Annotated in this window: 23 protein-coding genes; 10 read left to right on the top strand and 13 right to left on the bottom strand. The window is 65.8% G+C overall.

Annotated features, from left to right (window positions below; all coding sequences use genetic code 11):
* Nucleotides 1-74 precede the first annotated feature (74 nt).
* From FG91_RS13535 to FG91_RS13510, 6 genes are read left to right on the top strand one after another with little or no spacing between them, the layout of a single operon-like run.
* Nucleotides 75-995, top strand: coding sequence for a DMT family transporter (locus FG91_RS13535; protein WP_081940589.1), 921 nt, complete (start codon nt 75-77; stop codon nt 993-995).
* A gap of 5 nt (nt 996-1,000) precedes the next feature.
* Nucleotides 1,001-1,666, top strand: a complete 666-nt coding sequence (locus tag FG91_RS13530; RefSeq protein WP_037515738.1) for a COQ9 family protein — start codon at nt 1,001-1,003, stop codon at nt 1,664-1,666.
* 54 nt (nt 1,667-1,720) lie between these two features.
* Nucleotides 1,721-1,981 (top strand): FeoA family protein, encoded by a 261-nt coding sequence (locus tag FG91_RS13525; RefSeq protein WP_081940588.1) that lies wholly within the window; start codon nt 1,721-1,723, stop codon nt 1,979-1,981.
* Nucleotides 1,978-3,840, top strand: coding sequence for a ferrous iron transporter B (gene feoB, locus FG91_RS13520; RefSeq protein ID WP_037515736.1), 1,863 nt, complete (start codon nt 1,978-1,980; stop codon nt 3,838-3,840). The genes FG91_RS13525 and feoB overlap by 4 nt, the downstream gene beginning before the upstream one ends.
* A gap of 33 nt (nt 3,841-3,873) precedes the next feature.
* Nucleotides 3,874-4,428 (top strand): single-stranded DNA-binding protein, encoded by a 555-nt coding sequence (gene ssb / locus FG91_RS13515; RefSeq protein WP_037515734.1) that lies wholly within the window; start codon nt 3,874-3,876, stop codon nt 4,426-4,428.
* 16 nt (nt 4,429-4,444) lie between these two features.
* Entirely contained in the window at nt 4,445-4,912 is a 468-nt protein-coding gene (locus FG91_RS13510; RefSeq protein WP_037515732.1) for an MmcB family DNA repair protein, read from the top strand.
* Here FG91_RS13510 and FG91_RS13505 read toward each other — a convergent pair.
* The 6 genes from FG91_RS13505 to FG91_RS13480 all read right to left on the bottom strand — a co-directional run bounded on the left by FG91_RS13505 (nt 4,909) and on the right by FG91_RS13480 (nt 10,058).
* Entirely contained in the window at nt 4,909-5,343 is a 435-nt protein-coding gene (locus tag FG91_RS13505; protein WP_037515729.1) for a GFA family protein, read from the bottom strand. The two genes, FG91_RS13510 and FG91_RS13505, sit on opposite strands and share 4 nt — an antisense overlap.
* Nucleotides 5,344-5,375: 32 nt before the next feature.
* The gene (locus FG91_RS13500; RefSeq protein WP_037515726.1) at nt 5,376-6,002 is read right to left on the bottom strand and encodes a riboflavin synthase; all 627 of its coding nucleotides are present in this window, start codon (nt 6,000-6,002) and stop codon (nt 5,376-5,378) included.
* A gap of 9 nt (nt 6,003-6,011) precedes the next feature.
* Nucleotides 6,012-6,956, bottom strand: a complete 945-nt coding sequence (gene ribD, locus FG91_RS13495) for a bifunctional diaminohydroxyphosphoribosylaminopyrimidine deaminase/5-amino-6-(5-phosphoribosylamino)uracil reductase RibD (RefSeq protein ID WP_037515861.1) — start codon at nt 6,954-6,956, stop codon at nt 6,012-6,014.
* A 34-nt stretch (nt 6,957-6,990) separates the two neighbouring features.
* The gene (locus FG91_RS13490; protein WP_235212037.1) at nt 6,991-7,452 is read right to left on the bottom strand and encodes a hypothetical protein; all 462 of its coding nucleotides are present in this window, start codon (nt 7,450-7,452) and stop codon (nt 6,991-6,993) included.
* Nucleotides 7,453-7,762: 310 nt separating this feature from the next.
* On the bottom strand, nt 7,763-8,224 hold the full coding sequence (locus FG91_RS13485) for an acyl-CoA thioesterase (protein WP_037515725.1): 462 nt from the start codon (nt 8,222-8,224) through the stop codon (nt 7,763-7,765).
* Between the two features lie 7 nt (nt 8,225-8,231).
* Nucleotides 8,232-10,058 carry an aminopeptidase P family protein gene (locus tag FG91_RS13480; RefSeq protein WP_037515723.1) on the bottom strand — a complete coding sequence of 609 codons (1,827 nt, stop codon included), beginning with the start codon at nt 10,056-10,058 and terminating at the stop codon, nt 8,232-8,234.
* A gap of 83 nt (nt 10,059-10,141) precedes the next feature.
* On the opposite strand from FG91_RS13480, the gene FG91_RS13475 reads away from it, so the two are divergent.
* Nucleotides 10,142-12,289 (top strand): S9 family peptidase, encoded by a 2,148-nt coding sequence (locus FG91_RS13475; RefSeq protein WP_081940587.1) that lies wholly within the window; start codon nt 10,142-10,144, stop codon nt 12,287-12,289.
* Between the two features lies 1 nt (nt 12,290).
* Nucleotides 12,291-12,794, top strand: coding sequence for a DUF805 domain-containing protein (locus FG91_RS13470; protein ID WP_037515721.1), 504 nt, complete (start codon nt 12,291-12,293; stop codon nt 12,792-12,794).
* Here the strand turns inward: FG91_RS13470 and FG91_RS13465 are convergent.
* From FG91_RS13465 to FG91_RS13440, 6 genes are all read right to left on the bottom strand, one after another.
* Nucleotides 12,776-13,390, bottom strand: a complete 615-nt coding sequence (locus tag FG91_RS13465) for an HAD family hydrolase (RefSeq protein WP_037515719.1) — start codon at nt 13,388-13,390, stop codon at nt 12,776-12,778. The genes FG91_RS13470 and FG91_RS13465 overlap by 19 nt on opposite strands.
* A gap of 97 nt (nt 13,391-13,487) precedes the next feature.
* Entirely contained in the window at nt 13,488-13,613 is a 126-nt protein-coding gene (gene ykgO / locus FG91_RS13460) for a type B 50S ribosomal protein L36 (RefSeq protein ID WP_003046794.1), read from the bottom strand.
* Between the two features lie 182 nt (nt 13,614-13,795).
* Entirely contained in the window at nt 13,796-15,262 is a 1,467-nt protein-coding gene (gene rpoN, locus FG91_RS13455) for an RNA polymerase factor sigma-54 (protein WP_037515716.1), read from the bottom strand.
* 14 nt (nt 15,263-15,276) lie between these two features.
* The gene (lptB, locus tag FG91_RS13450) at nt 15,277-16,092 is read right to left on the bottom strand and encodes an LPS export ABC transporter ATP-binding protein (RefSeq protein ID WP_037515714.1); all 816 of its coding nucleotides are present in this window, start codon (nt 16,090-16,092) and stop codon (nt 15,277-15,279) included.
* A 252-nt stretch (nt 16,093-16,344) separates the two neighbouring features.
* Nucleotides 16,345-17,727, bottom strand: coding sequence for a phosphoglucomutase/phosphomannomutase PgmG (pgmG, locus tag FG91_RS13445; protein WP_037515712.1), 1,383 nt, complete (start codon nt 17,725-17,727; stop codon nt 16,345-16,347).
* A gap of 27 nt (nt 17,728-17,754) precedes the next feature.
* Nucleotides 17,755-18,576 (bottom strand): division plane positioning ATPase MipZ, encoded by an 822-nt coding sequence (locus tag FG91_RS13440; RefSeq protein ID WP_037515710.1) that lies wholly within the window; start codon nt 18,574-18,576, stop codon nt 17,755-17,757.
* Nucleotides 18,577-18,662: 86 nt separating this feature from the next.
* On the opposite strand from FG91_RS13440, the gene panC reads away from it, so the two are divergent.
* Nucleotides 18,663-19,505, top strand: coding sequence for a pantoate--beta-alanine ligase (gene panC / locus FG91_RS13435; RefSeq protein WP_037515708.1), 843 nt, complete (start codon nt 18,663-18,665; stop codon nt 19,503-19,505).
* A gap of 137 nt (nt 19,506-19,642) precedes the next feature.
* Nucleotides 19,643-19,957 (top strand): sel1 repeat family protein, encoded by a 315-nt coding sequence (locus FG91_RS13430; protein ID WP_037515851.1) that lies wholly within the window; start codon nt 19,643-19,645, stop codon nt 19,955-19,957.
* Here FG91_RS13430 and FG91_RS13425 read toward each other — a convergent pair.
* Nucleotides 19,954-21,105, bottom strand: a complete 1,152-nt coding sequence (locus tag FG91_RS13425; protein WP_037515707.1) for a GNAT family N-acetyltransferase — start codon at nt 21,103-21,105, stop codon at nt 19,954-19,956. The two genes, FG91_RS13430 and FG91_RS13425, sit on opposite strands and share 4 nt — an antisense overlap.
* Nucleotides 21,106-21,112: the final 7 nt, after the last annotated feature.

The following is a 21,112-nucleotide window of genomic DNA, read 5'->3' as shown; positions in this document are numbered from 1 at the left end:
GGTCGCCGCTATGGCCCGCGAAGCTATGGACGCCGCGGCGTCGGCACAATGGTACGTAGCAAAAGAAAATCTAAATGACAGCGAAGATGGACAGTATCGACGCGGCGCCCGGCGCCGGCACCGCGGTCGGCCGCTGGGCGTTCGCCGCGCTGCTCGGCGGCAATATCGCCCTGTCGCTCGGCGCGATGCTCGTGCGGATGGCCGAAGCCGACGGCGTGGGGCCCACCGCCTCGGCCTTCTGGCGGATGACGCTCGCGCTGCCGCTGCTGCTGCTCTTCGCATGGCGCGAGACGGGCGGCCGGATGCCGCCGCGCCCCGCGCTGCTGATCGCCGCGGCGGCGGGCATCTTCTTCGCGCTCGACCTCGCCGCATGGCACCTCGGCATCCTGCAGACGAAAGTCGCCAACGCGACGCTGTTCGGCAATTGCGCCAGCCTGTTGCTCGTCCTCTGGACGATCTTCCTGACCCGCGAAATGCCGCGCGGCTGGCAGGCGGCGGCGATCCTGCTCGCCTTCGCCGGATCGGCGCTCTTGATGGGGCAAAGTTACGAGCTGTCGCCCGACTATCTCGCCGGCGACCTGCTCAGCCTGCTCGCGGGGGTGCTCTATACGGTCTATGTCATCCTGATGCAGCGCGTGCGCGATACGCTCGCGCCATGGACCGCGCTCGCGATCGCGTCGGCGGTCTGCGTCCCGATCCTGCTCGGCAGCGCGCTCGCGCTCGGCGAAACGGTGATGCCGCAAAACTGGACGCCGCTGATCCTGCTCGCCTTGGTCAGCCAGGTGATCGGGCAGGGGCTGATGATCTGGTCGCTGCCGCGTTTCTCGCCGCTGGTGATCGGGCTGACGCTGCTGATCCAGCCCGCCTTCGCCGCGCTCACCGGCTGGATCGGGTTCGGCGAGACGCTGTCGGCGATCGATATTTTCGGCGGGATGATGGTCGGCGCGGCGCTCGTGCTGATCCGGTTGCCGAACCGCGCGGCGAAGCCTATCTGAAGTCCATGGCTTCGATCCTTCCCGCCGACCCGACCCTCGACGAGATTCGCGCCGCGCTGGCGCCGCTGATCGCGGCGTCGGCGGCGTTCGACGGCTTTGGCGACGCCGCGCTCGCCGATGCGGCGGCGCGGGTCGGGGTCGACGCGGACGTTGCACGCCTCGCCTTTCCCGGCGGCGGCCGCGACATGGTCGACGCCTGGTTCGCCGATATCGACGCGGTGATGGAAACGCGCTGGCCCGCCGAGAAACTCGCGACACTCAAGATTCGCGAGCGCATCACCACCCTCGTCGAGACGCGGATCGATCTGCTCGCGCCGCATCGCGAATCGCTGCGCCGCGCGCTCGCGTTGCTCGCGCTGCCGACCAATGCACCGCACGCCGCCAAGCTAGGCTGGCGCGCCGCCGACCATATGTGGCGCCTCGCGGGCGACACCGCGACCGACTATAATCATTACAGCAAGCGCGCGATCCTCGGCGCGGTCTATGGTTCGACGATGGCGGTGTTCCTAAACGACGAGAGCGAGAATCTGACCGATACGCGCGCTTTCCTCGCGCGGCGGATCGATCAGGTGATGCGCTTCGAAAGCTGGAAGCACCGCCGCGCCGCGCGCAGCATCGAACGGCCAAGCCTCGCGCGCTTCGTCGGACGGCTGCGCTACCCGGGGCGCTGACGCGTTTCGATAAAGGACTGGCGCGACGCGACTGTTATTGATAATCGCTCGCAAATGACTGCTTTGCTCGAAAATGTGCTGGATCGGGCGCCGCTGGGCGTCGCTGTGCGGATCGCCCGCATCGATTGGACCGCGATGTCCGAAGACGAAGGCCGCCGCCTGCGCGAATTCGGCCTGATGGAAGGATGCGAAGTCACCCCGCTCCACCGCGGCAGCATCTTCTCGCGCGATCCGCTCGCGCTGACCGTCGGGCGCATGAAAGTGATCATCCGCGCGCGGCAGGCCGCCGCGATCACCGTCGAGTCCGCGGCATGACCGGCGCGATTCCCTCGATCGCGCTCGTCGGCAATCCCAACGCCGGCAAGTCGAGCCTGTTCAACGCGCTGACCGGCGCGCGGCAAAAGATCGCCAACTACCCCGGCGTCACCGTCGAGCGAAAGGCGGGGCACGCGAGCTTTGCCGATGGCCGCCCGATCTCGCTGATCGACCTGCCCGGTACCTACAGCCTGACCCCCGCGAGCCTCGACGAAGCGGTGACGCGCGACGTCATCCTCGGCCGGCAGGATGGCGAAAAGCGTCCCGACGCGCTGATCGTCGTGCTCGACGCGGCGAACCTCGACAATCATCTCAGCTTCGCGCTCGAATTGCTCGCGCTGAACCTGCCCACCGTGGTCGCGCTCAACATGGTCGATCTCGCGACACGCGACGGGTTGACGCTCGACGCCGAACGCCTGTCGAAGGAGCTGGGCGTCCCGGTCGTCCCCACCGTCGCGGTGCGCAAGCGCGGGATGACCGATCTGCTCGCCGCCGTCGACGACGCGATCCGGTCGCACGGCGCGGGCGAGGTCGCCGTGCCCGCCAAAGCCAATGACGCATCGCTCCACCAGCGCGCGCGGACGATCGCACGCGCCGCGATCCTCAGCGAAACGCCCGTGCGCCGCTGGACGCAGCGCGTCGACAATCTCGTACTGCATCCGGCCCTCGGGATGATCATCCTGCTCGCGCTGATGTTCGTGATGTTCCAGGCGGTCTATGCCGCCGCCGAGGCACCTGCGGACTTCCTCGAAGGCGGGATCGGCGTGGTCCAGCAATGGGTGGTCGCGACCTTCCCCGACAATTTCCTGCGCGGGCTGGTCGTCGAAGGCCTGCTCGCGGGGGTCGGCGCGGTCGTCGTCTTCCTGCCGCAGATTTTGATCCTCTTCCTCTTCATCCTGCTGCTCGAAGCGTCGGGCTATATGACGCGCGCCGCCTTCCTGATGGACGGGCTGATGGGCAAGGTCGGCCTGTCGGGGCGCGGCTTCATTCCGCTGCTCTCCAGCTTCGCCTGCGCGGTCCCCGGCATCATGGCGACGCGCGCGATCCCCGACGAAAAGGACCGGCTGACGACGATATTGATCGCCCCGCTGATGACCTGTTCGGCGCGGCTTCCCGTCTATGCGCTGATCATCGCCGCCTTCATCCCGAACACCAATGTCGGCGGATCGCCGGTGGGATTACAGGGGCTGGTGCTCTTCGGTCTCTATCTTTCGGGGATCGTCGGCGCGCTCGTCGTCGCCTATGTCCTGCGCCGCACGGTGGCGAAGGGTACGGGCGCCGGCTTCATGATGGAAATGCCGCGATACCAGATGCCGCGGCTGCGCGACATCGCGATCGGCCTGTGGCAGCGCGCGTGGATCTTCCTGCGCCGCGCGGGCACGATCATCGCGATGACCACCGTCGTTCTGTGGCTGCTCTTGACCTTTCCGCAGGCACCCGAGGGCGAAAGCCAGGTCGAATATAGCGTCGCCGGACGCATCGCGAGCGGGCTCGAGGTCGTCGTCAAGCCGATCGGTTTCAACCACGATATCGCGCTCGCGCTGATCCCCGCGATGGCGGCGCGCGAGGTCGCGGTGTCGGCGATGGCGACCGCCAATGCGATCGACGCGGGCGACGACGAAGAGGCGATGGCGCAGTCGCTGGGCGAACGGCTTCAGGGCAAGTGGAGCCTCGCTACCGCGCTCGCCTTCCTCGCCTGGTTCGTCTTTGCCCCACAGTGCATTTCGACGATCGCGATCACCCGCCGCGAGACCAATGGGTGGAAATGGCCCATGTTCATGGTTGGCTATTTGTTCCTGCTCGCCTATGCCGCTGCTGGTATCACTTACTGGACGGCCGTCGCCTTCGGACTCGGCTGATCCTTCCAACTTTTTAGCGGAGCGGAGCGGCGGATGGCTGGCAGCGTCAACAAGGTAATTCTCATCGGCAACCTCGGTGCCGATCCCGAAATCAAGTCGTTCCAGAACGGCGGCAAGGTCGCGAATCTCCGCATCGCGACCTCCGAACAGTGGAAGGACCGGATGACCGGCGAGCGCAAGGAGCGCACCGAGTGGCATCAGGTCGTGATCAACGGCGAAGGGCTGATCGGCGTCGTCGAACGCTATCTGAAAAAGGGCTCGAAGGTTTATATCGAGGGCTCGCTGCGCACCCGCAAATGGCAGGACCGCGACGGCAACGACAAATATACGACCGAGATCGTGATCGCCGGCATGGGCGGCACGCTGACGATGCTCGACGGTGCGCCGGGCGGCGGCGGTGCGCGCGGCGGCGGTGGCGGCGGTGACGAATGGAGCGGCGGGTCGTCGGGCGGGGGCGCGGGCGGGGGCGGGAACCAGGGCGGCGGCGGTTCGTCGGGGGGATCGTCCGGCGGCGGCTTTGGCGGCGGTTCGAGCGGGGGCGGACGCCCGCCGTTCGACGACGATCTGGACGACGACGTTCCGTTCTGAGGACGGACTTTAAGCGATGACGGATTTGATCACCGCCGCGGACGTCGCGCGCGGCGTATGCCGGCTGTTCGCGCAGGCGGGGCTGGTCGCGATCCCCGAGGTGCCGCTGCCCAACGGGCGGCGCACCGACCTCACCGCGATCGACGCCAAGGGCAATATCACCATCGTCGAGATCAAGGTCAGCCGCGCCGACCTGCACGGCGACGGCAAATGGCCCGACTATTGCGACTGGTGCGACCGTTTTTACTGGGCGCTCGCGTCGGGGCTCGACCCCGCGATCCTCGAAACCGAAGGCTATCGCCGCGAAACATCGGGGCTGATCGTCGCCGACCGTTATGGCGCGGCGGTGGTACGCGAAGCCGCGAGCTGCAACCTCGCGCCCGCGCGGCGCAAGGCCGAGCTGCTGCGCATCGGGCGGCTCGCGATGCGGCGGTCGATGATCGCCGCCGATCCCGAGCTGGCGGCGGGCTGGATGGAGGGTTAGCTGCGGTCGATCCGTGCCGAATCAAAGCCCGCTTCATATTGCGGCGCGGAATCGCTGATGCAGACCCAAGGCGCTTTGGATCCAACGAAAATGTGAGCCGCATAGCCGCGAAAGCCCGGATCGTCGTCGAGCAGGCCCGCCGGGACGAAGAAGAACTTGCCGTTCGCGTCGCTTAGCGGCGCCGGACTGCCGCATCGCCGGCAGAAATGCGACGTCCAGCCGCCGCCATCGGGAACGGCGAAACGTTCGATCAAATCCTCGCCCGCCAGCCAGCGGAAACCGGCGGCGGGCGCATAGAAGACGGCGTTGCCGTCCGTGCCCGATACCTTGCGGCATTTGGAACAATGACATTGGCCGGCGGGGCCGATTTTGCCGTCGATTTCGAAACGGATTTCGCCGCACAAGCAGGAACCCCGTATCGCCGTTGCCATCGCGAGCTTTCCTTCCCCGTTTGCGGCGCCCTTTATCCCCGCGCCTGCATCCGCGCGAGATAGCGCGCGAGGATATCGATCTCGAGATTGACCGGGCGCCCCGCCGCGGCCTCGTTCAGCGTCGTCATCTCCTGCGTGTGCGGGATGATGTTGAGCGTGAAATGCGCCTCGCCATTCGGCTGGTCGGTCACTTCGTTCACGGTGAGCGAGACACCGTCGACGGTGATCGAGCCCTTGGGTGCGATATGCGGCGCGAGCGCGGCGGGCGCGGCGACGGTGACCGTCACGCTGTCGCCGACGGGTTCGACCGACACGATGCGGCCGATGTCGTCGACATGGCCGGTAACGATATGCCCGCCAAGCTCGTCGCCGATCTTGAGCGCGCGTTCGAGGTTGAGGCGGCGCCCCTGGTCCCACATGCCGGGCGCGGTGCGTGCAAGCGTTTCGCCGCTCGCGTCGATCGCGAACCAGCCGGCGGGTCCGTTGCTGCCATCGTACACACCCTTGTCGACGACGGTGAGGCACGCGCCCGAGCAGGCGATCGAGGCGCCGATATCGATGCTGCCGACATCATAGGCGGTGTCGATGACGAGCCGCGTGTCGCCGCGATCCTCGCGGCTGCGGATGGTGCCGATGTCGGTGATGATGCCGGTGAACATGCAGGTTCCTCAAATAGTGCTGACGCGCTCGTAGACGTCGAGCCGGTCGCTGCCAAGCAGGCGGCTATCGGCAAGCCGCCAGCGGCCGTGCGCGTCGGCGAGATCGGTCAGCCCGATGTCGCCGAGCGCGGGTTTGCCGCCGCCGATCAGGATCGGCGCGCGATAGAGCAAAAGCCGGTCGACGCGGTCGGCGGCGAGAAAGGCCGACGCCGCGCCGGCGCCGCCCTCGACGAGCACCGAGTCGACACCGTCGACCGCTTCGGGTGAGGCGATGGCGGTCCAGCCCTCGGGCGCTTCGCCTTTGGTGAGCAGGAATTTTCGAGGGCTGCGGTCTTCGAGACCCGGCAGGCGCACGTCGAGTTTCGGCGCATCGGTTTCGAACGTCCCGCGTCCGACGAGGATCGCCTGATGGCTTGCACGCTCCAAATGCCCGTGCGCGCGGGCGCGGTCGCCGGTGATCCAGCGGCTCGCCCCGTCGGCGCGCGCGATGCAGCCGTCGAGCGAGGTCGCGAGCTTGAGCGTGACGAACGGCCGCCCTTCGGTATGCCGCGTCCACCAGGGCGCCATCGCGGCGCGCGCTGTGGCGGGAAGGACATTGAAGATGACCTCGATCCCCGCAGCCTGCAGCCGGGCGATGCCTTGGCCGTCGGTACGCGGATCGGGATCCTGCGCGGCGATCACGACGCGCGCGATACCCGCGGCGATCAGCGAATCGCTGCACGCCGGCCCGCGCGGGCTGGCATGGGCGCAGGGTTCGAGCGTGACATAAGCGGTTGCGCCGCGCGCGGCGTCGCCCGCCGCCGCGAGCGCGATAGCCTCGGCATGCGGCCGTCCGCCGGGCTGGGTCCAACCGCGCGCGATAACCTTGCCTTGCCGGACGATCAGGCAACCGACATTGGGATTGGGCGCCGACGCCGGCCGGCCGCGCCGCGAGAGCGCGATGGCGACCGCCATCCAGTCGGCATCGGCGGGGCCGCGCTGCATATGGTCAGTCGGCGGCTTTGGGCTGCGAGCCGCGCGCCGCGCGTTCGGCGAGCGTCGAGCGTGTCTGCACCGGCTCGGGCTTTTTCTTCGCCGCCGCCGCCGCCTCTGCGCCCAGCGTCTCGCGCGTCACCTTGTCGGCCTCGGCCGAATCATATTCGATGCCGAGGCTGTCGGCGAAGCGCTGATATTCGGCGCGCTTCTGGGCGTTGTGCAGCGTCGTTTCCTTGGCGCGCGCAACCCAGTCGGCGCGGATCTCGGCGGCGCTGCGGTTCGCGGTCCAATTCTCGAAATAGATGATCTGCTCTTTCGGCTTTTCATAGGGGATCAGATATTTCTCGACCCCGGTGAAAATCAGCCAGGTCAGCGCCAGCGCGACGCCCCAGATCGCCCAGCGATGCGGGCGCGGTTCGCGGATATAGGCCCAGAAATCGGACAGGCCGCCGCCGACATCCACTTTGTTGAACATTCCCATCATCCCAATTTAGGCGATGTCGCGGTAATTTGCGAGGGGAAGCGACGCCCTCAAGGATTGCCGCGAGGATTGCACCAGATGAAGGATGTGAGCGTTCTCGATTGCAAAAAATGCAATAGCAGATGTCCATTTCGCAGTTGCAACATTTTTGGTGCAGTGCAATATGAGCATGCCTTTTAGGCATCCTCTCCCAAAACTTTCACGGGCCACCTTCGGGTGGCCCTTTTTTTTGCCCGTTTTCGGGCACAAAACCTGACTTTTTTAGTCGAGAAATGCGATCCGGTTCGAATCACGCGGTCGCGAATCAGTCCTGCGCGGGGGTCCGCGCTTCGAATCGCCTGACTTCGGCAATGAAGCTGCCCGGCAGCGGCGTCGGCGTCCCGCTGTCGGTGTCGAGATGGGCGTAGCTAATCTCGATATCGGTGAGCCGCTCATTTTCACGGAAAATCCCGCAATGGACCGTGAAGTTCGTCCGCCCGAAGCGGCTGATTCGCGCCGCGATCGTGATCAGTTCGTCGAGTCGCGCCGGGGCGTGATAGTCGATCTCGCAATGCGTCTCGTGGATGTCTGTACCATATTGGTGAAAATAGGGTCCGGGCTGCCCCTCGCCGAGCGCGCGGAAATATTCGGTCACGCCGATGTCGGCGTAGACGAGATAATTGGCATTGAAGACGATATTCTGGCCGTCGATCTCGTTGAAGCGGACGCGAACGCGCTCCTGCACGCGGAAATCGGCGAGCGGCACGTCGCTGCGGACATCGGTCATGCGCGGATCAAGCCGCGAGCGCAGCGGGGGCGCGGTCGAGCGGCGCGCACGCCGCTTCGAGCCAGGCCCGGTCGTCGCCGGTCATTCCGGGCGCGAGCTTTTCGAACACCGCGGCATGATAGGCGTCGAGCCAGTCGGCTTCGGCACCCGACAGCAGCGCGGCGTCGACGAGGTTCTGCGCGATCGGGGTGAAGGTGATCGTCTCGAACCCCAGCATATCCTCTTCGGCGCCGTCGATGCTTTGCGGCACCACGATCACCAGATTTTCGATGCGAATGCCGAACGCGCCGGCCTTGTAATAGCCGGGCTCGTTCGAGAGGATCATGCCCGCGTGGAGCGGTTCCTCGGTCCCCGCCTGCCCGCCCGCGGGCTTGGCGATGCGCTGCGGCCCCTCATGGACCGCCAGATAGGCGCCGACGCCGTGGCCGGTGCCATGCGCATAATCGACCCCGTCGGCCCACAGATATTGGCGCGCGAGAATGTCGAGCTGGCTGCCGCGCGTGCCCTTCGGGAAGCGCGCGGTCGCGAGCGCGATATGCCCCTTGAGCACTTGCGTGAAACGGCGGCGCATTTCGGCGGTCGGCGCGCCGATCGCGATCGTGCGCGTGATGTCGGTGGTGCCGTCGGCGTACTGCCCGCCCGAATCGACGAGATAGAGCGTGCCCGTTTCGATCGCGCGGTTCGTGGTCGCGTCGACCTTGTAATGCGGCAGCGCCCCGTTCGGGCCCGCGGCCGAGATGGTGTCGAAGCTCAGATCGACGAGCGCGCCATTGGCGTCGCGAAATTCGCGCAGCTTCGCCGCGGCGCCGAGTTCATCGAGCCCGCCCAGCGGCGCGACATCCTCCATCCATTGCAGGAAGCGCGACACCGCGACGCCGTCGCGGACGTGCGCGGCGCGCGTGCCGTTCAGCTCGGTGTCGTTCTTGATCGCCTTGGGCAGCACCGCGGGGTCGCGGTGGCGTTCGATCTTCGCGCCGGCAGCTTCCAAGGCGGTAAAGATCGCCGCGACCGCGCGGTCGGGGTCGACCGCGATCTTCTTGTCCTTGAGATCGGCGAGCGCGGCCTCGAAGGCGTCGCGGTCGTGGATGCGCACGCTGTTGCCGAGATGCGCGCGCACCGCGTCAGTGACCTTTTCGGGCGCGATGAACAGGTCGGCGGTCGCATCGGCGTGGAGCAGCGCGAAGGCGAGCCCGACGGGCGTATGGCTGACGTCCGATCCGCGGATGTTGAAGGTCCACGCGACCGAATCGAGCGCGGTCATCACCGTCGTGTCGAGCCCCTTGGCCTTCAGCCAGTCGGCGATCACGGCGCGCTTGTCGGTCGCCGCCTGCCCGGCGAGTTTGGTGTCATGGACCGTGACCGCGGCGGCGCTCGGTGCCGGCTGATCGTCCCACGCGGCGTCGAGCGGGTTGGCGTCGACCGCGACGAGCTGCGCCCCCTTGTCGGCGAGCGCCTTGCCCAGACCGCGCGCCCAGTCGATGCCGTGGAGCCACGGGTCGAAGCCGATCTTCTGCCCCGCGCTGACGTTCGCACCGAGCCATTCGGCGACGCTCGACTGCGGCACGCCGACATAGTCGAACAGCGATCCGTCGACCTGATCGCGGACCTGCACCGTATAGCGCCCGTCGACGAACACCGCGGCCTTGGCGGGCAGCACCGCCGCGGTGCCGGCCGAACCGCCGAAGCCCGTCAGCCACGCCATGCGCTGCGCATAGTCGCCGACATATTCGCTCATATGCTCGTCGCTGATCGGCACGACGAAGCCGTCGAGGCCGCGCGCGGTCAGTTCGGCGCGGACGCGGGCAAGGCGCTCTGAATGGACGGGGCTGGACATGGTCGCTTCCTTGTTCCTACATCGTAGGCGATCCCGCCCAATCGGGCGACACCGCGGGGGATTTTTCGATGCGCGCTATTTGGATGTTTCTGGCAGCAATTGCCACCCCGCTTGTCGCATCGCCTGCCCTGTTCGCCAAAGAGAAAGATGCCGCATTGACCAGCCCGACCCCTGCCCTGCCCGCCGCCCCCGTCGCGGAAAAGCGCCCGCACGAAGTGACGCTGCACGGCAAGAAACTCTCCGACCCGTACCACTGGCTGAAGGATGAGAGCTATCCGACGATCGATGACAAGGACGTCCTCGACTATGTGAAGGCGGAGAATGCCTATTTCGACGCGGCGATGAAACCGCATGCGGCGCTGGTCGAAACGATCTTCCAGGAGATGAAGGGCCGGATCAAGGAAGCCGATTCGAGCGTGCCGCAGAAGGACGGCGACTGGGTCTATTGGGTCGAGTTTGAAGAGGGCGCCGAATATAAGAAATGGTATCGCAGGGCGGTCGCGGGAGGCGACGCGATCCTGATCCTCGACGAGGTCGCGATGGCCGCGGGCAAGGAATATTTCCGCCTTTCCGACGTGTCGGTCAGCCCCGATGGGAAGCTGATGGCTTATGCGGTCGACGACAATGGCTCCGAACGCTTCGAGGTTCGCTTCAAAAATCTGATGACGAACGAGGCGCTGCCCGACGTCATTCCGGGCACGCTGTCGTCGCTGGTGTGGACCGCGCAGAACGACGCGTTGCTCTATGGTCTCGCGAACGAGAATTGGCGCACCGACAATGTCCGGCTGCACAAGCTCGGCACCCCGGTCACGCAAGATAAATTGCTCTACAAGGAGGCCGACATCGGTTTCGGCGTGGGCATCGGCAAGACCGCGGCCGACAATTATATCGTGATCGCGACGGGCGATAATGAGACGAGCGAGGTCTACCTGCTCCCCGCCGACAATCCCGAAGCGAAGATGCAGCTCGTGTCGGCGCGCAAGAAGGGCCGCGAATATAGCGTCGATGAGCGCGACGGGACGCTATACGTCTACACCAACGACGAGCATCCCAATTTCCGCGTCGCGACCGCGAGCGTGAAGAAGCCCGACGAATGGAAGACGCTGATCCCCGGATCGGATGCGAGCTACATCACCGGCCTGTCGGTCTTCCGCGACTATTTCGTGCTCGAAACGCGCGAGAAGGGGGTCGATCAGGTCGATATCCGCAAATATGACGCGCCGCTGACCGCCGGCCGGATCCGTTTCCCCGAGGCGACTTATGTCGCGGGGCTCGGCGACAATCCCGAATATCATCAGGATAAGCTGCGCCTCGATTATGAATCGATGGTCACCCCCGACACGGTGTTCGATTACGACCTTGCGAACGGCAAGCTCGAGACGCTGAAGGTGCAGGAAATTCCATCCGGTTATAATCATGATGACTATGTGACCGAATTGGTGAATATGCCCTCGCGCGACGGCACCCCGGTTCCGGTGTCGCTCGTCTATAAAAAGGGCACGCCGCGCGACGGCAGCGCGCCGATGCATCTCTATGTCTATGGCTCTTACGGCTACCGCGTCCCGCCGGGCTTTTCGACGACGCGTTTGAGCCTTGTCGATCGCGGCATGATCTATGCGATCGCGCATGTGCGCGGCGGCGACGACCTTGGCCGCGCCTGGTATCTCGCGGGCAAGACGACCGAGCGCAAGAACACGTTCAACGACTTCATCGACGTCGCCAAGGGGCTGATCGCGGCGAAATATACGAGCGCGGGCAAGATCTCGATCGAGGGCCGCTCGGCGGGCGGGCAGGTGATGGGCGCGGTGTATAATCAGGCGCCCGAGCTGTGGGGCGCGGTACTCGCGGGTGTGCCCTTCGTCGATGTGATCAACACGATGGTCGACGAGACGCTGCCGCTGACGCCGGGCGAATGGCCCGAATGGGGCAATCCGATCACCGACAAGGCGGCGTTCGACTATATGCTGAGCTACAGCCCCTACGACAATGTCACCGCGAAGGCCTATCCGCCGATGCTCGTGTCGGCGGGGCTCAACGATCCGCGCGTCACCTATTGGGAACCCGCCAAATGGGTCGCGAAGCTCCGCGCGACGCGCACCAACGACGCCACGCTGCTGCTCCGCACCAATATGGGCGCGGGCCATGCCGGCAAATCGGGCCGCTGGGGCGCCCTGCGCGAGGATGCCGAAGAGTTTGCGTTTGTGCTGACGCAGCTGGGGGTGGAGAAATAGGATGCAGGCGCTCGTGCGACGATTCTTTCCGGTAGGCCGCTGCACGCGCGGCCGGCTTTTCGCGTTGCTGATTCTCGGCAGCATCGGGACGTTTGCCGCCGATTTCGCGACCACCGGCCGTGTAGAACTGATGCTCAACCTTGGCTTCCGGTTCGACGCACTGAGCGATCCGGCAAGCTATGCTTGGTGGCGCGTCGCCGCCGAAGTCGTTTTCGGCCTGGTTCTCGTCTATATGGCGGTGGGCCGACTGCACGACATAGCGCGGCCGGGATGGTGGCTCGCGCTCCTTGTCGCATTGCCCTATGCTGGCGAGGCCGTCGGGCTGCCCGAGCTCGCCTTCGTATCGCTCATCCTCTGGCTCGCGTTGATCTTCTGGTCCCCGACAATCGGACCTAACGCCTATGGCGCGGATCCACGCGGCTGGAAGTCGCGCGAGCAATATGACGCGCAGCAAGCGGCGCTCAACCCGAAACCCGATTCGGACGATCAGCCCGCGACGAGATAACCGCGTGTCAGGAGTTCGGTTTCCAGCGTCGCCGCATCGCGGAACTGGTGCCCCGCAATCCCGACCGATTCGGCACCTTCGATATTCTTCGTAACATCGTCGATGAACAGCGCGCCCGCGGGGTCGATACCGAATCGTTCGATCGCAAGGCGGTAGATCGCGGGGTCGGGCTTCAGCAGCTTTTCGGTGCCCGAGACGATGATGCCCTGGAAGCGATCGAAAACCGGCTGGGTCGGGCGGAAAGCTTCCCAGAATTCATGCCCGAAATTGGTGATCGCGAACAAAGGCACGCCCGCGGCGTCGAGGCGTTCGACGAGTTCGAGGCTGCCCGGCATCGGGCCGGGAATCGTCTCGTTGAAGCGCGTCGCATAGGCGTCGATCAGCGGCGCATGATCGGGAAACTCGGCTTTCCGCTCGGGCACCATCTCGGCGAGCGGGCGGCCGGCGTCGTGCTGGAAATGCCACCCGGGCGTGACGACATTCGTCACGAACCATTCGAGCTCGTCTTTCTCGGCGATCAGCTTGGCGAAGAGGTAGCGCAGGTCCCAATCGAACAGGACGCGGCCGACATCGAAGATCACGCTCTGCCGAATCATACGGCCTCCAGACACGCGAAAGCGCCGCCGGAAGCATCCGACGGCGTAACGCTGTTCATCAAAAACAAACGGGGCGAAATCACCCCGCGCAGGGGCATTAGCCCTGGCGCGCCTTGAAGCGGCGGTTGGTCTTGTTGATCACATAGGTGCGGCCACGGCGGCGGATAACGCGGTTATCCCGGTGGCGGTCCTTCAGCGACTTCAGGCTGTTGCGAATCTTCATGATCTCTGTCCGTAAATCTTGGCGTATTGACGCGAAGCGGCGCAACTATGGGGATAAGGCCGAAAAGTCAACCGCCCCTCACCCAAATTTCGTCATCCCGGACCTGATCCGGGATCCATAGCAACGCCGGGCCGCGTGGCCCCCGGATCAAGTCCGGGGTGACGACGGCCGGGAGGGCCGTTTCAGCCCGCCAGCGCCTTTTGCCGCCGCCGCTGCACCGACGAGCCATAGCCCATCGCCTCGCGATATTTGACGACGGTGCGCCGTGCGATGTCGTGGCCCTCGCCCGACAGTTTCTGCGCGATCGTCTCGTCGGAGAGAATCGCCTTGGCGTCCTCGGCCTCGATCATCGCCTTGATCCGGCTCTTCACCGCCTCGGCCGACACCGCGCCGTCGCCCTCGACCGCCGAAATGCCGCTCGAGAAGAAATATTTGAGCTCGAACAGCCCGCGCGCGCAGCTCAGATATTTGTTGCTCGTGACGCGGCTGACGGTCGATTCGTGCATGCCGATTTCCTCGGCGACCTGCCGCAAGGTCAGCGGGCGCATGTGCGCGACGCCGTGGAGGAAAAAGCCCTCCTGCTGCTTCACGATCGCGCTCGCGACCTTGACGATCGTGCGCTGGCGCTGGTCGAGCGCGCGGACGAGCCAGTTGGCGCCTGCGAGCTGTTCGGAGAGCCACGCCTTGCTCTTCGCCGCCGCGCCCTGCGCGAGTTCGGTGTAATAGCGGCGGTTGACGAGCAGCCGCGGCAGGGTCCCACTGTTGATCTCGACCGCCCAGCCCTTCGCGGTCTGGCGGATATAGAGGTCGGGGACGACCGCCGGCGCGCCATCGCCGCCGAATTTGAGCCCGGGTTTGGGGTCATAGCCGCGCAGCTCGCGAATCATGTCGGCGAGATCCTCGTCGTCGACCCCGCAGATGCGCTTCAGCTGCGGGAAGGCGCCTTTGGCGACGAGGTCGAGGTGCGCGATCATCGTCGCCATCGCGGGGTCGTAGCGGTCGGCCTCGCGCGCCTGGATCGCGATGCATTCGGCGAGGTCGCGCCCGCCGACGCCCGAGGGATCGAAGCATTGGATGCCCGCGAGTATCTCTTCGAGCAAGGCGAGCGGGACGCCGAGCTGGGCGGCGAGTTCGGTGAGGTCGGCGCGCAGATAACCCGCCTCGTCGATCAGCGCGACGAGCTGACCCGCGACGATCGCCTCGATCCCGCTGAAGCGCTCGCCGACCTGCGCGAGCAGATGGTCGTGGAGCGTGCCCTCATGCTCGGCAAAGCTGTCGAAATCGATATCCTCGCCGCTCCCCGACAGGCCGACATTGTCGCTGGCGCTGTCGTGGTGGAAGCTGTCGGCGGCAAGGTCGACGTCGAGATCGTTCGCGGTGCCGCCATCCGCCGCCAGCGCCTGATCGGCGTCGAGCGACGCGGCTTCGGCCGCCGGGGCCTCGCCGCCGGGCACGCCATCGGGATCGCCCGCGCTGCCGTCGCTGTCGGCCGACGCCGTATCGAGCAGCGGATTGCCTTCGAGCGCCTCGGCCAGATAGGCTTCAAGTTCGAGATTCGACAGCGCCAGCAGCTTGATCGCTTGCTGCAGCTGCGGCGTCATCACCAGCGATTGCGACTGGCGGAGATCGAGGCGCGGACCCAACGCCATCAGCGATTATTCAATCACAAAGAGAAGCCCTCGCCGAGATAGAGGCGACGCACCTCGGGGTCGGCGACGAGCTCTTCGGGGGAGCCGGCAAGCAGAACCTTGCCGTCGTAAATGATGCAGGCGCGGTCGACGAGGTCGAGCGTCTCGCGCACATTATGGTCGGTGATCAGCACGCCGATGCCGCGCTTCTTGAGGTCGACGACAAGGTCGCGAATGTCGCTGATCGACAAGGGATCGATGCCCGCGAAGGGTTCGTCGAGCAGCATGATCGACGGGTTGGCCGCGAGCGCGCGCGCGATCTCGGCGCGGCGCCGTTCGCCGCCCGACAGCGCCATCGCCGCCGAATCGCGGAGGCGCGTGAGGCCGAATTCGTCGAGCAATTCTTCCATTCGCCGTTCGCGCGCGATCTTGTCGGGCTCGCTGAGTTCGAGCACCGCACCGATATTCTGTTCGACCGTCATTCCGCGAAAGATCGAGGTTTCCTGTGGTAGATAGCCAAGGCCGAGGATCGCGCGGCGATACATCGGCAGCGCGGTGATGTCGGCGCCGTCGAGCATGATGCGCCCGGCGTCGGGCTTCACCAGCCCCATGATCGAATAGAAGCAGGTCGTCTTGCCCGCACCGTTCGGGCCGAGCAGGCCGACGACCTCGCCCTTGCCGACCGACAGCGACACATCCGACAGCACGACGCGCTTGTCATAGCTTTTGGCGATCGAAATGACCGCGAGACCGTTGCCCGCGGCGGCGTCCTCGCGGACATGCGCCTTGTGCTCGGTGACGCCATGATCGTCCTCGGTCAGCGTGCCAGCGATGGATTCGTCGTCGGTCATAGGTCGGTCGGTTCCGTTTCTAGCCCCCGAGCGGCGTTACCCCAGCGACGCGGCGAACGTCAATCTGGCAAGATTTTTGCAGGGCCAGAATTTCCCCTCCCGCCTGCGGGAGGGGTTTGCGAGACTTGGTTCGGCGCCAGCCGGGCCTAGTCGCAGCGGGGTGGGCATCCGAAACGGTGTCAGCCCACCCCGCTGCGGCTAGCCGAACAAGTTCGCAAGCCTCGCTGCCCCTCCCGCCTGCGGGAAGGGAAATCAATGCGCTGCCTGCGGCCCGCGCACGATCCCCGACAAGGCGAGCTGTTCGTCGATCGCCGCGAGCAGCCGCGCCAACGCCGCCTCGTCCTTCGCCTCGGCGCGCGCGACGAGCACGTCCTGCGTGTTCGAGGCACGCAGCAACCACCAGCCGTCGTCGGTGAGCACGCGCGCACCGTCAGTGCGATCGACCTGCGCGCCCGAGGTCGCGAGCCGGTCGAGGACTTCGTCCACAATGGCGAATTTACGGCTCTCGTCGACCTGGAAGCGCATTTCGGGGGTGTTGACCATCGGCGCCATATTGCCGCGCAAGGTCGTGACGCTCTGCCCGAGCTTCGTGGCCGCCTCGATCAGCCGGAGCGCGGCATAGGGCGCATCGTCATAGCCATAATAGCGGTCGGCGAAGAAGATGTGCCCGCTCATCTCGCCCGCGAGCGGACTGCCGGTTTCCTTCATCTTCGCCTTGATCAGGCTGTGCCCGGTCTTCCACATCAAGGGCTTGCCGCCGAGCTCGGCGACGCGGTCGAACAGCGCCTGGCTCGCCTTCACGTCGGCGATGACCGTCGCGCCGGGCAGATCCTTCAGCACCGCCGCGGCATAGATTTGCAAGAGCTGGTCGCCCCAGATCACGCGGCCTTCGCCGTCGATCGCGCCGATACGGTCGCCGTCTCCATCGAAAGCGACGCCGAAATCGAGGCTCTTCTCCGCGACGAGCTTGCGCAGATCGGCGAGATTCTTCTCTTCGGTGGGATCGGGATGGTGGTTCGGGAAATGGCCGTCAATGTCGGTAAACAGCAGATGATGCTCGCCCGGAAGGCGCGCGGTGAGCTTCTCGATGACGGTGCCCGCAGCGCCGTTGCCGGCGTCCCAGCCGATGCGGAAGGCGCCGCCGGTGAAACCCTCGACCAGCCGGTCGACATAGGCATCGACGATATCGATGCTCTCAGACGTACCTTCGCCCGCCTCCCAGTCGCCCGCGGCGGCCATTTCGCCGATGCCGAGGATATCGGCGCCGTAGAAGGGACGCCCCTGCATCACAAATTTGAAGCCATTATAGTCGGGGGGATTGTGGCTGCCGGTTATCTGTATGCCGCCCTCCACATCCTCGGTTGACGCGGCATAATAGAGCATCGGCGTCGGCCCCAGCCCGACGTTGAGCGCATCGATCCCCGCGGCGTTGATCCCGGCGATCAGCGCGTCGGCGAGCATCGGCGACGACAGGCGGCCGTCATAGCCGACGGCGATGCGCTTGCCGCCCGCGCGGCGGACCAGCGTCGCGAAGCTGCGGCCGATGGCATAGGCGTCCTTGTCGGACAGCGTGTCGCTAACGACCCCGCGGATGTCATATTCGCGCAGCATCGTGGAGTGGAAATTGTGCGTCATCTTTGATCCTCTTGGGGAGAGAAAGGGTCAGGCGGCGGCGAACAAATCCCCGTCCGGATGCAATCTTTCGCGCACCGGCAGGTTCAGTCCACCCATCGCCTCGCGGAGTTCCTGCCGCGCGACGACGTGGCCAATCCCCATGCCGCCAAGGTGCGCCTTGTCGAGCAGGGTGAGGCCAGCCGGGAAAAGCTCGCGATAGATGACGCGCTCGCCGAGCCCCGGGATGACGCGGAACCCGACCCGCCGCGACAGCTGGGTCAGCGCCTCGCCGACGCGCCGCATATTATGCGCATCGACGTGCTGGAGGCGGTTGCGCAGGATGATCCAGTCCATCGTCCGCCCGTCGGCCTTCGCGCGCGTCTTGCGCGCGTCCCAGATCAGTTCGGAATAGAAGCTGGGACGGGTGACCTGAAAGGTTTCGGGATCGACCTGTCCGATCAGGTCGAAGTCGATGAAACTGTCGTTGATCGGGGTGACGAGCGTATCGGCGCTGGTCGCGAGGTGGCGCGCGAAGACATCGTCGCGGCCCGGGGTGTCGGCGATCAGATAATCGACGTCTTCGCTCAGCGCCGCGACCTGTTCGTCGAGTTCCTCGATCGTCGACCCGGTGAACACCTCGAAGCGCGGCGTCGGCAACGCGATCTCGCGGCGCTTCGCGGTATTCTCGCGATTTTCGAGATAGCGGTGAAAGGTGCGCTGGCGCGGGTCGAGATCGATCCCCGCGACGCGCCAGCCCTGGCTCGCCAGCGCGACCGCGAAATGCACGGCGCAAGTCGATTTGCCGGTCCCGCCCTTTTCATTGGCAAAGATGATGCGGTGCGGTGCGGGCTTCGTCGCTGAGGTCGTCATGGGGCGTTGCGATTTTCCTGTTTGCGCGGCATGGCGGCCGGCGCGCGAAGTGATATAGTCGCGCCAATATCGGAGGGCGACCAGCCGTGCAAATCATCCGTGACATCGCGATGCTGCACCGTGCCGTTACGGCACTAAAGCAGGGAGGAAAGAGCGTCGCGCTGGTCCCGACGATGGGGTCGCTGCACGATGGCCACCTCTCGCTTGTGCGTATGGCAAAGCGCGTCGCCGACCACGCGGTCGTGTCGATCTTCGTCAACCCGACGCAATTCGGCCCGAACGAGGATTTCGCCGCCTACCCGCGCGACGAGGCGCGCGATGCCGCGATGCTCGTCGAGGAAGGCACCAGTCTGCTCTGGGCGCCCGACGTCGCAACCATGTACCCCGGCGGGCACAGCACGCATATCGAGGTCGCCGAGCTCGGCGCCGATTATTGCGGCGCCGCGCGCCCCGGCCATTTCGACGGCGTCGCGACCGTCGTCGCCAAATTGTTCAACCAGGTGCGGCCCGACGTCGCGATCTTCGGCGAAAAGGACTGGCAGCAGCTCGCGATCATCCGCCGCATGGCGCGCGACCTCGACTTCGGGATCGACATATTGGGGGCGCCGATCGCACGCGATGACGACGGCCTCGCGCTGTCGTCGCGCAACGCCTATCTCTCGCCCGAACAGCGCGCGGCGGCGACCGTCTTTCCGCGTGCGCTGAACACCGCGGCGAAAGCGATCGCGGACGGCGCCGATGTTGGCGAAGCGCTCGCCAGGGCCGAGACGGTGATCGTCGGGGGGGGCTTCGACAGCGTCGATTATGTCGCGCTCGCCGATGCCGACAGCCTCGAACGATTGAGCGCGTTTCGAAAGCCCGCGCGGCTTCTGGCGGCGGCGCGGATCGGAAAAACGCGGCTGATCGACAATCTTCCGGTCGGCGATTAACGCCGAAACCCACCGATTTCCGTGGACTTCGGACGATATCCACAAAAAAGTGCAATCGCCGTTAACGCTTTGTTGACCATAAACCGCAAATTTGGGGCCCGAGGTCTCCATGTGGGGTGGAGGCAAAGGGGGTTATCATGGCGAATAGTCTGAAGTCTGCCCAATATCTGATCGAGAGCCGTCTGCTCGACGCCGCACGCGGCGACGCCAATGCCTATTTCGATCTCGGCATTGCCTTTTCGACCGGCACCGGCGGGGTCGATGTCGACCTGATCCAGGCGCATAAATGGTTCAATCTCGCCGCGCTCGGCGGCAATATCGAAGGCCAGCAGTGCCGCGCCGACTTGTCGGATGAGATGAGCCGCGACGAAATCGCCGAAGCGCAGCGCCAGGCGCGCGCCTGGCTCGACGAGACGGCGCGCCGTCCCGCCGCGCGGCGCTTTGCGGCCTAATCCTTCCGCTTGAAGGGCATCTGCCCTTCCAGCCACTCCATTTCGACTTCTTCCGCCCGCCGTTCCTGTTCGAGGTAATCGGCAACCGCGCGGCGAAATCCCGGGTCGGCGATGAAATGCGCCGACCAGGTCGCGACGGGGCCATAGCCGCGCGCGAGCTTGTGCCCGCCCTGCGCGCCCGCCTCGACGCGGGCAAGGCCGCGTTCGATCGCGATGTCGATCGCGCGATAATAGCATAGCTCGAAATGCAGATAGGGGATCTCGACGAGACAGCCCCAGTAGCGGCCGTAGAGCGTGTCAGCGCCGACGAAGTGCAGCGCACCGGCGACCGGCCTTTCCTCACCGTCATAAGCGATCAGCAGGATGATCTGCTCCGCCATCGCCTCGCCCATCAGGTCGAAGGCGGAGCGCGTCAGGTACGGATGCCCCCATTTGCGCGCGCCGGTGTCCTGATAGAAAAGCCACATCGCGTCCCAATGCTCGGGACCGATCGCGGCGCCCGTCAGCTCGTCGATCCGCAGTCCCTCGACCGCGCGTTGCCGCTCCTTGCGGAGCTGCTTGCGCTTTGCCGAATTCAGCGTGGCGAGGAAATCGTCGAAGCTGCGATAGCCCGCGTTCGCGAAATGAAACTGGATATCGCGGCGGACGAGCCAGCCCGCCTCCTCGAACAGCGGCATCTGCTCGGGCGCCACAAAAGTGGCGTGCGCCGACGACAGCCCGTTCTGCCGCACCACCGCCTCAGCGGCACGGAGCAGCAGCAAGGCGTCGCCCCTGTCATTCGATAGCAGGCGCGGCCCCGGCACGGGAGTGAAGGGCGCCGCGATCTGCAGCTTGGGATAATAATCGCCGCCCGCGCGTGCCCAGGCATCGGCCCACGCATGGTCGAACACATATTCGCCCTGGCTGTGCGACTTCAAATAGGCGGGCGCGGCGGCGACGAGCGCGCCGCCCGCATCCTCGACGAGCAACGGCGCGGCCTGCCAGCCGGTGCCCGCCCCGACGCTGCCCGATTGTTCGAGCAGCGACAGGAAGGCGTGGCCGACGAACGGATTGCCGCCATCGTGCAAGGCGTCCCATGCGGCGGCGTCGATGGCGGCGACGCCGGTTCCGAGCGATATCGTGCGCGCGGGTGGGTCGGCTTCGGCCACCGGAATG

It is taken from the genome of Sphingopyxis sp. LC81 (assembly GCF_000756375.1).
GTDB lineage: Bacteria > Pseudomonadota > Alphaproteobacteria > Sphingomonadales > Sphingomonadaceae > Sphingopyxis.
The sequence above is the reverse complement of the archived record's forward strand: the minus strand, read 5'-3'. Positions and strand labels throughout refer to the sequence as shown.

Bases quoted from the DNA above. Each gene is read 5' to 3' on its own strand.
- FG91_RS13535 (WP_081940589.1), top strand. From the start codon at position 75: ATGACAGCGAAGATGGACAGTATCGACGCGGCGCCCGGCGCCGGCACC.
- FG91_RS13530 (WP_037515738.1), top strand. From the start codon at position 1,001: ATGGCTTCGATCCTTCCCGCCGACCCGACCCTCGACGAGATTCGCGCC.
- FG91_RS13525 (WP_081940588.1), top strand. From the start codon at position 1,721: ATGACTGCTTTGCTCGAAAATGTGCTGGATCGGGCGCCGCTGGGCGTC.
- feoB (WP_037515736.1), top strand. From the start codon at position 1,978: ATGACCGGCGCGATTCCCTCGATCGCGCTCGTCGGCAATCCCAACGCC.
- ssb (WP_037515734.1), top strand. From the start codon at position 3,874: ATGGCTGGCAGCGTCAACAAGGTAATTCTCATCGGCAACCTCGGTGCC.
- FG91_RS13510 (WP_037515732.1), top strand. From the start codon at position 4,445: ATGACGGATTTGATCACCGCCGCGGACGTCGCGCGCGGCGTATGCCGG.
- FG91_RS13505 (WP_037515729.1), bottom strand. From the start codon at position 5,343: ATGGCAACGGCGATACGGGGTTCCTGCTTGTGCGGCGAAATCCGTTTC.
- FG91_RS13500 (WP_037515726.1), bottom strand. From the start codon at position 6,002: ATGTTCACCGGCATCATCACCGACATCGGCACCATCCGCAGCCGCGAG.
- ribD (WP_037515861.1), bottom strand. From the start codon at position 6,956: ATGGCGGTCGCCATCGCGCTCTCGCGGCGCGGCCGGCCGGCGTCGGCG.
- FG91_RS13490 (WP_235212037.1), bottom strand. From the start codon at position 7,452: ATGTTCAACAAAGTGGATGTCGGCGGCGGCCTGTCCGATTTCTGGGCC.
- FG91_RS13485 (WP_037515725.1), bottom strand. From the start codon at position 8,224: ATGACCGATGTCCGCAGCGACGTGCCGCTCGCCGATTTCCGCGTGCAG.
- FG91_RS13480 (WP_037515723.1), bottom strand. From the start codon at position 10,058: ATGTCCAGCCCCGTCCATTCAGAGCGCCTTGCCCGCGTCCGCGCCGAA.
- FG91_RS13475 (WP_081940587.1), top strand. From the start codon at position 10,142: ATGTTTCTGGCAGCAATTGCCACCCCGCTTGTCGCATCGCCTGCCCTG.
- FG91_RS13470 (WP_037515721.1), top strand. From the start codon at position 12,291: ATGCAGGCGCTCGTGCGACGATTCTTTCCGGTAGGCCGCTGCACGCGC.
- FG91_RS13465 (WP_037515719.1), bottom strand. From the start codon at position 13,390: ATGATTCGGCAGAGCGTGATCTTCGATGTCGGCCGCGTCCTGTTCGAT.
- ykgO (WP_003046794.1), bottom strand. From the start codon at position 13,613: ATGAAGATTCGCAACAGCCTGAAGTCGCTGAAGGACCGCCACCGGGAT.
- rpoN (WP_037515716.1), bottom strand. From the start codon at position 15,262: ATGGCGTTGGGTCCGCGCCTCGATCTCCGCCAGTCGCAATCGCTGGTG.
- lptB (WP_037515714.1), bottom strand. From the start codon at position 16,092: ATGACCGACGACGAATCCATCGCTGGCACGCTGACCGAGGACGATCAT.
- pgmG (WP_037515712.1), bottom strand. From the start codon at position 17,727: ATGACGCACAATTTCCACTCCACGATGCTGCGCGAATATGACATCCGC.
- FG91_RS13440 (WP_037515710.1), bottom strand. From the start codon at position 18,576: ATGACGACCTCAGCGACGAAGCCCGCACCGCACCGCATCATCTTTGCC.
- FG91_RS13430 (WP_037515851.1), top strand. From the start codon at position 19,643: ATGGCGAATAGTCTGAAGTCTGCCCAATATCTGATCGAGAGCCGTCTG.